Origin of the sequence: Pseudomonas sp. WS 5027, from assembly GCF_012985695.1 — a bacterium.
In the GTDB taxonomy this organism is placed as follows: domain Bacteria; phylum Pseudomonadota; class Gammaproteobacteria; order Pseudomonadales; family Pseudomonadaceae; genus Aquipseudomonas; species Aquipseudomonas hygromyciniae.
The window spans coordinates 289,271-300,260 of sequence record NZ_JAAQWU010000005.1; the positions used below are offsets into that span (position 1 = coordinate 289,271).

A 10,990-nucleotide genomic window follows, 5' to 3' on the forward strand; every position below is an offset into this window, starting at 1 on the left:
CTCATGTCACGCACTCCCTCCGTTCTGCTCATCGCTGTGCTGGGGCTGTTGCCCGGTTGCAGCAATCTGTCTCCCTATTCAACGCTGACCAAGCTCGACCTGACGCTGACCGCCAGTGATCTGGTCAACCCGGACCTGCATGGCCGACCCTCACCGATCGTGGTGCGCCTGCTGGAGCTCAGAAATCCTGTGGCCTTCGAGAACGCGGATTTTTTTAGCCTGTATGGCCGTGCCGAAAACACTTTGCCAAAGGACTTGATAAGCAGCGAAGAGTGGGAACTGCGCCCAGGTGAGCAGGTGGCACTGAAGCTCAGTGCAACGCCGGGCAGTCGCTACATCGGTGTGTTGGCAGCCTACCGTGATTTGCCCCAGGCGCGATGGCGCCATGTCGTGCCGTTGGCCGCCGAGTCACGGACCCGTGTCGATCTGCTACTTGATGAAGCAGGCGTGCACGGGACGGATGTGCAATCCGCCAAGGCAGGTGGCTGACATGCTGATTGATAAAGTCATCTGGCAGGAAGGCATGCTGTTGCGCCCTCAGCATTTGCAGCACAACGACCGCTATTACCACCAGCAACTGACCCGCCGCAGTCAACTGTCCCAGGGTTACGCCTGGGGGTTCCTGACGCTGGAAATCGACCCGCAATACCTCGACATGGGCAAGGTGGTGGTTAACCAGGCCAGTGGTGTGCTGCCGGACGGAACCCTGTTTGACATGGCCTCGCCGCTGGTGATGCAAATCCCTGCCAACAGCCCCAGCCAGGCGGTATACCTGGCCTTGCCAATGCTCACCGGCAATGCCGCCGAGGTACGCGACCCGGCGCAAGCCGACGTATTGGCCCGCTACACCACGTACGAAGTGGAAGTGGCAGACGCCAATGCCGGCGAAGACACGCGCTGTGCCATAAGCTGTGCACGCGCGGACTTTCGCTTGCTGCTGGGCGATGATCATGAGGTCCAGACCTACGTCAGGCTCAAAGTCGCACAGGTCCTGGATTGCAACGCCCAAGGCGTTGTGCAACTCGATAGCACGTTCTCCCCGACATTCATGCACCTGCATGGCTCGCCCTTTTTGTTGTCTTGCCTCAAGGAGGTGGTCAGCCTATTGGCATTTCGCGGTGATGCGATTGCCGCACGCTTGCGCAGCGCAGGCCAGGCAGCCGGGGCCGAGATGGGGGATTTTCTGATGTTGCAGTTGATCAACCGTACGGAGTTGACGCTGCGACACTGCCTGGACCAACCACGCTTGGGCCCCGACGCGCTGTATCAGGCGTTGCTTGGATTGCTGGGAGAGCTTTCGACATTTTCCAGCGCGACAAAGCGCGCCTGTTTTGAAGGGCGCTACCGACATAGCGACCAGGGGCCGAGCTTTGGTGAACTGATGGCCGCGATTCGTTCGGTCCTGTCGATGGTGCTGGAGCAACACGCCATCGAACTGGTACTGCAGCCCCGTCAGTACGGCGTGCTGGTGTGTCCGGTCAATGACCTGAACCTGCTGGGTTCGGCAACCTTCATCCTGGCTGTCAGTGCTCAGTGCGATTCGGAGGTGTTGCGCCTGCGGCTGCCGGCACACCTGAAAGTCGGGCCGGTGGAGCGGATTCGCGAGTTGGTCAACCTGCACCTGGCGGGCATTCACGTCAAACCGATGGCCGTGGCCCCACGGCAGATCCCGTTCCATGCCGAGAAAACCTATTTCATGCTCGAACTCAGTGCCCGTGACCTGGAGCAGTTGGAGCATTCAGGTGGATTTGCCTTCCATGTCAGTGGTGAGTTTGCCGATCTTGAACTGAAATTCTGGGCTATCAGGAACTGAACCGATGACGACGGAAAATGCATACCCGCAGGATGACAGGACGGTCCTGCTGGATCGTCAGGGATTGGGCCCGGCGCAGGGCGCCATGACCGATTTCGAGGCGCCGCCACGCTTTGAACAGCTTGAGGACCGAATGATCTATGCCGCTCACTTGCACGGCGCACAGCACTTCAGGCTTGGCCTCAACCCGCTGGTGACGTTGGCCTGGGAGCTGTTGTCGGAAGTGGTTCGACTCAAGGGCAGCCCAGCCCGTGAAGGCCTGCATGCCCTTAATGAGCGGTTGTCTGCGGGCATTACGCGCTTCGAAAACCAGGCCCGCCACGAGGCAATCCTCGATAGCCAGATCATGGCGGCGCGCTATGTGTTGTGCAGCGTAATAGACGAGGCAGTGGTCACCACGGCATGGGGCAGCCAGAGCGACTGGTCGCAAATAAGCCTGTTGAGCCGCTTCCACAACGAAACCTTTGGCGGCGAGAAATTCTTCGAGCTGCTTGAGCGACTGTCCAGGGATCCGATCAAGCACCTGGCGATGCTGGAGTTGATGTACCTGTGCCTGGCGCTGGGCTTTGAAGGCAAATACCGGGTGATGGAGCGTGGCCTGCTGCAATTGGACGGCATTCGTGACGCCTTGTACCGACAGATCAACCATGTGCGCGGGGACGCGCCCTTGGACTCTGGGGCTCGGCAATCGCCCACCCGCAAACCCCGGAAGGCGATGCGCATTGTTTCGGCGACCTGGGTCTGGGCCTTTGTCGTGATGGGCCTGGTCATTCTGTACGCGGGGTTCGCCTGGGTGCTTGGAGAGCAGCGCGAGAGCGTGCTCCAGCCCTATCTGCCGAGCACCACGGACATCATCCGGACACCGCTGTAACGCAGGGAGCAATCAATGAAAAGTCTATTCAAAAAGCTGGCAGCTACCCTGGGTCTGACCTGGGTCTGGAGCCTGCTGCTGGTGTTGTTGCTGGCGTGCATCGTGTGGTGGGTGGGGCCGTTGCTGGCGATCGATGACAAGCGTTTCTGGCTGGGCGCGACTTCGCGCTTGCTGACCATCAGTGGATTGTTCCTGGGCTGGGGGTTGCTGATGGTCTTTGTCAAGCGGCACGACCCTGGGCAACAGCCTGTTGATGCCGGCCCGGGCGAGGCACCGGCCAAACAGCGCAAGGGGCTTATGGAGCATGAACACAATAACGTGCGTGGCCGTTTCAAGGAGGCGCTGCACGCCCTCAAGACCTCGCGGCGCTATGGCAAGCGCAGCGAACGCTGGCGCAGTGAGCTGCCCTGGCATTTAGTGATGGGATGCAGCGCCAGCGGCAAGACGCGGCTGCTAGAGGCCAGCGGGCTGCAACTGCCATTGGATCGTGCTGACTCCGGCGCCCCCCATGTGGCGGGCGGGATACGTCATTGCGAGTGGTACTTGGCTGAGGAAGGGGTATTGATCGAAACCCCGGCGCGTTACCTGACACATGCTGACAGTGAGGTTGATAGCGGTGGCTGGGCAACCCTGTTGAACCTGTTGAAAGCCCGACGTCGTGCGCGCCCGCTCAGTGGCGTGCTGCTGACGCTATCGATCGATAGCCTGCTCAATGACAGCGAGCAGGAACTGAGTGTTGCTGCGCGCCAATTCAACAGTCGCCTTCACGATCTGCAGCAGACCTTGCACGTAGAATTGCCGGTGTATCTGGTGCTGACGCAGGCGGATCATTTGCCAGGGTTTGCCGAGTTCTTCGAGCAGGCGCAAGGGCATGCCAGTGATGACCTGTGGGGCGAGCACATCGTACCCGCCAAGGCCGGGACCGATGTTGCCGAAGTGCGCCAGGCCTTTGAGGCTTTGCTGCTGCGCCTGAGTGCGGACCTGATCCGGCGCCTGCACCTGGAGCGCAATGGCGAGCGCCGGGGCCTTATGTTGGACTTTCCCCGGCAGGTGGCGCAGATCGGTGAGCGGCTGTGCCTGTTTATCGAACTGGCGTTTTCTGCACATCGTTACCAGCGCGTCAACGCATTGCGCGGTTTCTACTTGACCAGCTCCGGCAATGCGGCACACAGCCGTCCACGGTTTATCCAGGGACTGTTCAGGCAGGTGGTGTTCGGTGAAGTCGACCTGGCCGGCCTGGACCACCGGGAGCGGGTGCACATCCGTCGGCGCCAGCGAGGCTTGGCGCTGGCCGCATTACTGGTGCTTGGCGGCATGGGTTCATTGTGGATGTACAGCTATTCGCAGAACCATCATCGGCTGGAGCAACTGCGCGAGTTGGCGCGGTCGCCCGTTCCAGCGCAAGCGGCAGAAGACCGGACCCTGGAGATGGTTGCGCTACTGGACAGTCGATTGGCCGCCACCCAGGTTTTTGCTGCGCCGCGAGGCATGGGCTGGTGGCAGTTCGCGGGTCTGTACCAGGGCGATATGAGTCGCCCGGTGCTGGAGACGGCCTACCAGCAGGTATTGCTGCAACACCTGCTGGCACAGGTCAGCGAGATGCTGGAAGACCAGGTACGCAGCAGCGTGCAAGACCGCCAGCAACTACTCCTCAGTCTGCGGGCGTACCTGATGCTCAACCTGCCCGAGCACCGCGACAACTCCTGGTTGATGGATCGAGTTGCCGGGCTGTGGTCGGCGCGCTACCCGGCGGACCCCGGGTTGCAGAAGCGGTTGAACGCACATTTCGCGCAATTGCTCGAACAACCCTTTGTGCGGCCGCTTGACGAAACACTGGTCGCCGATGCCCGCCAAGTCTTGAAAACGCAACCCCTGGCTGGGGTGGTCTATCGCCTGCTGCGCGAGCAGGGTGCCGAGCTTGAGCCTTATCGTTTCACCCAGCATCTGGACCCGCATGAGCAAGTATTCTCCGGCATCGACCAGCCGATCCCGGGCTTCTTCACTCAGCACGGCTACCGTCAGTTCTTTGCGGTGCAGGGTAGCCGGATGGTCGATACCATCGTGCGCGACAACTGGGTACTGGGGGAGGGCACGCAACTGAGTGCAACGGGCTTGCGCCAACTGATGGCCGAGTTGGAACAACACTATTTCAGCGAGTACGCCCAAGCCTGGAGCGCCGCATTGGCCCAGGTACGCTTGCAGCAAAACGATAGCTCCCGACAGGTTGCCGGGCAGTTGGCGAGCCTGACGTCAGCGCGTTCGCCGTTATTGCAGTTACTGCAGCAAGTCAGAGAAAACACACGCTTTGCCAGCCCGCTCGAGCGCCTGGAAGCGCTCCAGCCGGGCTCGCCAGTGGCCCAGGCCGCCTTGGACAGTGTTGCGCAACGGGTGCCCGACAGCGCACAGCGCGCACTGCAGCGACGCTTTGAAGCGCTGCATCACTTGCTCGATGAGCAGGATAATCCGGGGCCTGCGTTGTCCCAGATGCTGCAAACCCTCAACCAGCTGCAGCTGCAGTTGGCCGCCCTTGGGCGGGAAAGCCAGCCCGAGCGGGCGGCATTTGAGATGGTCAAGCGGCGCATGCAGGGGCAACAGGACGCCCTGGGCAACCTGCGCAATGCCACCGAACGCCTGCCCGCACCCCTCAACGGCTGGCTGGCCGACATGGCCGACGACAGTTGGCGCCTGGTGCTCGACGATGCCTATCGTCACCTCAATCGGCGTTATCAGAGTGAGGTGTATGGGTTCTATTCTTCGGCGATCAAACAGCGCTACCCGTTCAGTGCCCACGCCAGCAGCGACGTGGCGCTCAATGATTTCCGCGAGTTTTTCAAGCCTCAGGGGTTGATGGCGCGGTTTCTGGATGAGGATCTGCGGCCTTTTGTGATTGGCGATGGCCAGCGCTATCGACTGCGTAGTCTGGATGGCCGCAGCTTGCCGATGTCACGGGCGTTGTTGGAGCAACTGGCAAAGGCGCGCACCATCCGCCAGGCATTCTTTGCCGATGACCCGAGTGAACCAGGGGTGCGCTTTACCCTGGCGCCCTACAGCCTGGATCCCACGGTCAGCCGAGCGATCCTGCGCTTTGGTGACCAGCAGATGGAGTACCGCCACGGGCCGATCGTACCGATGCTGTTCCAGTGGCCGAGCGCCGTCGAGGACGGTCGCAGCAGTCTGGTTCTGGAAGGCATGGCGCAACGGCCAATGGGCATCGAAAAAAACACCGGGCCATGGTCCCTGTTCCGCCTGTTCGACGTGCTGCAAGGGGAGGCGTCAAATGGACGTGATGCGCGGTTGCTCAAGGCCGATATCGGCGGCCTGCGCGCCAATTACCTGCTGACCAGCCAGCGCACGCCGAACCCATTTGAAATGGCCGCGTGGCGCACCTTTCGTATACCGGAGCAACTGTGAGCCCGCGGCTAGATACCTGTCGCAGTGCAGGGCGTACCGATCGTGGCAAGCTCAGGTCGCGTAACGAGGATGCGTTTCTCGATCAGCCGCAGATGGGCTGTTGGGCGGTGGCCGATGGCATGGGGGGCCACCGCGCCGGGGATGTTGCCAGCCGGTGGGTGGTTGATAGCTTGGCTTCGCTGCCCTGTGGCGGCGGCCTCGACGCTCGGATCAAGAGGGTCAGGCGTTGCCTGCAATGGCTTGACCGACGCTTGCGCCAGGAGATCACCGTAACCAGCCCGAATGTGGATTGCACCATGGGCAGTACGGTGGTGGTGCTGTTGCTGGAGGGGGACCGTGCAGTCTGCATCTGGGCCGGGGACAGCCGCTGCTATCTATGGCGCGAACGCGCGTTGTACCAGTTGTCGCGCGACCATTCGCTGCAAGAGCGACTGAGGGTCGAGCAGCAGTTGAGCCCTGCACAGGCCCGCGCCCATCCGGCGGCGAACGCCTTGACCCGCGCCATCGGCGCCGATGAGCCGGTGGCGCTTGAGGTGTTGGAACTCACCCGTAACCCAGGCGATGTATTCCTGCTGTGCAGTGACGGTTTGTACCAGGCGCTAAGCCATGCCGAACTGGGGCAGGCATTGAGCCTGGCAACCCCTGAGTCAATGCTGGATCGTTTGTTTGATGGGGTCCTGCGCGGTGAAGCTCGGGATAATCTGACGGCTGTGGTTGTAAAGCCATGATCGCAAGACAACCCCTGTCCAGCGATCCGTCCGTCGCCAGAACCTCAATGCCTGCGTTACTGGCCGGTCGCTATCGTCTTGAGCGGGTGCTCGGGGTTGGCGGCATGGGCATCGTGTACCGCGCCCGTGACTTGCTCCATGAGCAATTCGGTGAGCCGAGGTCCCGGGTGGCGCTCAAGGTCCTCGATGAAAACCTCGCCCAGTCACAGGACGCTCACCTGCTGCTCTACAGCGAATTTTCCCTGACCCGCTACCTACGACACGAGCACGTGGTGCGGGTGTTTGCCTTTGATGTGGACTCTGTTGGTGAGGTGGCGTTCTTCACCATGGAGTTGATGAATGGCATGACCCTGGACCAGTTGTTGCTCGACTGTCCGCGCGGGGTGCCCTGGCAGCAATTGCGGCCTATTGCAGAGGGGCTGCTGGGTGCGCTGGGTCATATCCATCGACAAGGGGTGCTGCACGGCGATGTGAAGCCCAGCAATGTCATGTTGGTGGATGACGGGTTGCGCCTGTTTGACTTCGGCCTGGCCCAAGCGATGGCACCGCCGTTGACCGAGCTGGCAGCCTTGAATCCGCGGCGTTTCAGTGCCTGGACGCCGGCCTACGCCGCACCGGAACTGCTGGACGGAGCGCCGCTGTCAGCCAGTACTGAGCTCTATGGCGCAGCGTGCTTGCTGTACGACCTGGCGCTGGGCGGGCGTGGTGCGCCAGAGGGGCGATTGGAGCCTCCCCGACAACTGCCACGGCGTTGCTGGCCGGCGTTGAGGATGGCGCTCAGTGCCGACCCACAGCACCGAACCATCACCACCGACGAGTTGCAGGCAGCCATGCAGTGTGAACACTCGGTGGTGGGCCGCTGGTTCGCTACCCGTGCTCGTTAAGGGGAACGCTCAGCCAGGCCATGCAACTGACAATACTCAGTCCACTCCAGGCCCGCCATCTGGGCCACTTCCCGGTGCACCTCCAGGCGCCTGGCTTCGAACTCCTGGGGCGAGGGGCTGATCAGTTGCAGCGTCAGTTCCCAGGCAAACAGGTTGCGCGCCTCTGCCTCGGCTTCAAAGGCCTCGTGCAGGCGCTCGGCACGGTATTGCGCCATGGTTTCGCGCTTGGCCTGGGCGGCCAGAGGGTTCAGGGTGTCCAGTTCGGCGCGCAACTCGGGATGCTGGCTCAAAAAGATATCCAGGGCCAGCCGATGGTTTTCGCCAGGTTCAGACACGGGGTTACTCCAGGCGTACAGGTTGCAGGATGTCAGGACGAAGCTTGTTCGTAGCGGCTCTTGCGGCGGGCGCGTTTGCGCAGGCGATTGGCCGTCCACTGTTGCAGTGGGTCCAGCATGAAAAAGAACAGGTAGGCGGCGAGTACGAGTGTCAAATCGACCCAGGTTTTGCTGATAGGCCCTTCGACGGCTTCGACGGCGGCCTTGATCAAAAACAGTACGGCGACCCCACACAACCAGAGCACTACAGTGAAAGCCAGAGGTCGTGCGCGATTTGAGATCCTGCGTTGCATGTTCAATACATCTCCCTGAGAGTGCTGGGTCTGTCGGTGTACCGACACCCGCGCCTGTGAAAGTGGTCTGCAGATCGAGTCATTCGATACGGGCTTGTGGGTCGATAGACCTGTTCAGCTCAAGACCTGTGTGGGTGACCATTGGTTCCGACAATCGCTGGCGCGCCCACGGGCAGTACTGCCCTTAAGCCGGCTATTGTTTCAAAAAGCGTAGGAAATTTCACCCTTGCCAGTGCTCCATTAGGTACTGCAGGACGATTTATCGCGGCCAGGCGGGGCAAAAACCTTTCATTCTCGGTGCCTGGACGTGTAGCGTTAAGCCACGTTGAACACTCCGATTGAGGCGCTGCCCCCGGTCAGGCGGCTTTAAGGCCGGGACGGGTGCAAGGAGACAGTCATGGCGCAAACGCTGTTCAAGCTCTTTTTCACCCAACGCCTGGCGGCCTTGGCGAGCACGGAGTCGCTACGGGCCATCCGTGAGGGCCTGTTATGGATCCTGCCGTGCCTGCTGGTTTCGGCAGGTTTTCTGCTGTTGTCCGAATGTGCCCGAATCCTTGATTTCCCGCCGCCGGTGGTGGCATTCCTGGCGGGTCTGCATGCCAAGATCAGCTCCGTGATCCCGCTGCTGGTCGCGGCTTCCATCGGCTATATGTTGGCGATCCAGCACCGTTTACCCCAGTTGCCAGTGGCCTTTCTGTGCCTGGCGCATGTAGTCATCGCCACCTTTGTCCTGCGCGACTACCCCCGTGCGTCGGCGACTTTTATCTTGTTCATAGCCATTGCCTCGCCGCTGATCAATGTCCCGATGATTGCCTGGCTACATCGGTACCGCTGGACCCGCCTGGTCAATCAGGACCTGGTGGGGCACAACCTCAAGGGCACCATCAACATGGTGGTACCGGGGGCAATCACCGCGTCGCTGCTGGTGGTGACGTTGTCGTTGCTGTTGCAGGTTCCCCATGTGGTGCAGTTCCAGGGCCCGGAGATGCTCGATGCGTTGCAGTCGCCATATGGCAGCGGGATATTTGTCACTGCGATAAATTCGTTGCTGTGGTTTTTTGGCATCCATGGCGTGTATGCGATCCAACCGCTGTTTGACGCATTGGATCAGGCGGTGGTGCTCAATGGCGCGGCGTTGGCGGCGGGAGAGCCCATCCGATACGCGTTGAATGCCGGCCTGCTGGGGTGCTTTGCCTTTATTGGCGGATCTGGAGGTTCGCTGTGTCTGTTGCTGGCGATTCTGCTGTTTTCCAAGAGCCAATCCATGCGCCTGCTGGCTGTGGCCAGCCTGCCGTTGTCGCTGTTCAATGTCAGCGAAGTGTTGCTGTTTGGCTTGCCCATCATCCTCAATCCACGCCTGTTTATTCCCTTTTTAGCCGTGCCGGTGATCAACACCCTGCTGGCGTTGTTCGTGGTGCAGGCCGGTTGGGTCTCGCCGGCGGTGGCCAGCGTGCCGTTTACCGCGCCGGTGCTGCTCAATGCCTACCTGAGCACCCAGGGCGATTTGGCCGCGGTGGCGCTGCAACTGGTGCTGCTGGGGGTGGGGACGCTGATCTATGGGCCCTACATCCGGGCCATTCACCGGCAGACCTTGGAGGGCGCGACCGTATACCTCAAGTCATTCGACATGACCTTTCGTGGGCTTGAAGAAAAAGGCCGTCTGCTGGAGTTGGACCCGGTGCTGGCGTCGCACAAGGCGTTGGCACGCCAGGCCCTTGACTTGAGCAGAATCCAGCAGATCAGCGACTACGAGTTTTATCTGGAATACCAACCCCAGGTGTCCTCCCTGACGGGCTTGTGCACCGGTTGCGAAGCCCTGATGCGTGCCATGGACGGCGCAGGCAAGGTGCATTCGCCCTGGGAGTTCCTCCAGTGGCTGGCCCAGGCCCGCTTGATGCCGGACGTCGACTTGTGGGTAGCTTCCCAGGCGGTGCGCCAGTACCAGAAGTGGCAGAGAGTCGGGTTTGCGCTGCCCATCACCATCAATATCTCCAGCGCCACCCTGATGACCCCGGCGTACGGCAGGCAACTGGTGCAGATCCTGTCCCAGGCCAACGGCCAGGTGTCGGTGGAAATTACCGAGGATGCACTGGTGGGCGATATCCAGGTCACCCGGCAGATGATCGAAAAACTGCAGACCATAGGTGCCAAGGTCTATATCGACGACTTCGGCACAGGGTATTCCGCGCTGAGTTACCTGCACCAGTTTCCGGTCGACTTCATCAAGATCGACCGCAGTTTTGTTGTGGCTCAGCAAGACCCCAAGGGCGCGCAGGTGTTGACCGGCATGTTGCGCTTTTGTGAAGCACTGAACCTGGGCGTGGTGGTGGAGGGCGTGGAAACGGCCGAGCAGTTGGCGTTTCTACAGTCGGGCAGGGGGGAGGTCGGGGCGGAGTTGATTATCCAGGGCTGGTATTTCAGCAAAGCGCTGCCTGGTGATGCTGTGCCAGGATTTGTGCGCGAGCGTGCGGACAGGGTCAGCGATGAGGCGGGTGCATAGTGCTGTCGTGGCGAGCGGGCTTGTTGTGGTGAGTGGGGCTTCTTGTGGCGAGCGGGCTTGCCCCGCGCTGGGCTGCGAAGCAGCCCCAAAACCAGGCAACGAGCAATGCCTGACACACCTCATTGTTCTTGAATGGGGCTGCTTCGCAGCCCAGC

Annotated in this window: 9 protein-coding genes; 7 read left to right on the plus strand and 2 right to left on the minus strand. The window is 61.1% G+C overall.

Going from position 1 to position 10,990, the window contains the following annotated elements:
• The first annotated feature begins 3 nt into the window (after positions 1-3).
• Genes tssJ through HBO09_RS09305 form a run of 6 tightly spaced genes read left to right on the plus strand, consistent with a single transcriptional unit; the run spans position 4 to position 7,707 of the window.
• The gene (tssJ, locus tag HBO09_RS09280) at positions 4-489 is read left to right on the plus strand and encodes a type VI secretion system lipoprotein TssJ (protein ID WP_169992829.1); all 486 of its coding nucleotides are present in this window, start codon (positions 4-6) and stop codon (positions 487-489) included.
• 1 nt (position 490) lies between these two features.
• On the plus strand, positions 491-1,813 hold the full coding sequence (gene tssK, locus HBO09_RS09285) for a type VI secretion system baseplate subunit TssK (RefSeq protein ID WP_169992828.1): 1,323 nt from the start codon (positions 491-493) through the stop codon (positions 1,811-1,813).
• A gap of 4 nt (positions 1,814-1,817) precedes the next feature.
• Positions 1,818-2,684: a type IVB secretion system protein IcmH/DotU gene (icmH, locus tag HBO09_RS09290; RefSeq protein ID WP_169992826.1), complete on the plus strand. Its 867-nt coding sequence runs from the start codon at positions 1,818-1,820 to the stop codon at positions 2,682-2,684.
• 15 nt (positions 2,685-2,699) lie between these two features.
• Complete coding sequence (tssM, locus tag HBO09_RS09295) at positions 2,700-6,095, plus strand: type VI secretion system membrane subunit TssM (protein WP_169992824.1); 3,396 nt, start codon at positions 2,700-2,702, stop codon at positions 6,093-6,095.
• A complete protein-coding gene (locus HBO09_RS09300) occupies positions 6,092-6,823 on the plus strand; it encodes a PP2C family serine/threonine-protein phosphatase (RefSeq protein WP_169992822.1) in 732 nt (243 codons plus the stop codon). The genes tssM and HBO09_RS09300 overlap by 4 nt, the downstream gene beginning before the upstream one ends.
• A 47-nt stretch (positions 6,824-6,870) precedes the next feature.
• Positions 6,871-7,707 (plus strand): serine/threonine-protein kinase, encoded by an 837-nt coding sequence (locus HBO09_RS09305; RefSeq protein WP_169992820.1) that lies wholly within the window; start codon positions 6,871-6,873, stop codon positions 7,705-7,707.
• Here HBO09_RS09305 and HBO09_RS09310 read toward each other — a convergent pair.
• Complete coding sequence (locus tag HBO09_RS09310; protein WP_169992818.1) at positions 7,704-8,042, minus strand: DUF6388 family protein; 339 nt, start codon at positions 8,040-8,042, stop codon at positions 7,704-7,706. The two genes, HBO09_RS09305 and HBO09_RS09310, sit on opposite strands and share 4 nt — an antisense overlap.
• A gap of 32 nt (positions 8,043-8,074) precedes the next feature.
• Positions 8,075-8,335 carry a hypothetical protein gene (locus HBO09_RS09315; protein ID WP_169992816.1) on the minus strand — a complete coding sequence of 87 codons (261 nt, stop codon included), beginning with the start codon at positions 8,333-8,335 and terminating at the stop codon, positions 8,075-8,077.
• A gap of 397 nt (positions 8,336-8,732) precedes the next feature.
• On the opposite strand from HBO09_RS09315, the gene HBO09_RS09320 reads away from it, so the two are divergent.
• Complete coding sequence (locus tag HBO09_RS09320; protein WP_169992814.1) at positions 8,733-10,835, plus strand: EAL domain-containing protein; 2,103 nt, start codon at positions 8,733-8,735, stop codon at positions 10,833-10,835.
• Positions 10,836-10,990: the final 155 nt, after the last annotated feature.

Excerpts from the sequence above, each read along its gene's own strand:
- icmH (WP_169992826.1), top strand. The coding sequence starts at position 1,818 with ATGACGACGGAAAATGCATACCCGCAGGATGACAGGACGGTCCTGCTG.
- tssJ (WP_169992829.1), top strand. The coding sequence starts at position 4 with ATGTCACGCACTCCCTCCGTTCTGCTCATCGCTGTGCTGGGGCTGTTG.
- HBO09_RS09315 (WP_169992816.1), bottom strand. The coding sequence starts at position 8,335 with ATGCAACGCAGGATCTCAAATCGCGCACGACCTCTGGCTTTCACTGTA.
- HBO09_RS09305 (WP_169992820.1), top strand. The coding sequence starts at position 6,871 with ATGCCTGCGTTACTGGCCGGTCGCTATCGTCTTGAGCGGGTGCTCGGG.
- HBO09_RS09320 (WP_169992814.1), top strand. The coding sequence starts at position 8,733 with ATGGCGCAAACGCTGTTCAAGCTCTTTTTCACCCAACGCCTGGCGGCC.
- tssM (WP_169992824.1), top strand. The coding sequence starts at position 2,700 with ATGAAAAGTCTATTCAAAAAGCTGGCAGCTACCCTGGGTCTGACCTGG.
- tssK (WP_169992828.1), top strand. The coding sequence starts at position 491 with ATGCTGATTGATAAAGTCATCTGGCAGGAAGGCATGCTGTTGCGCCCT.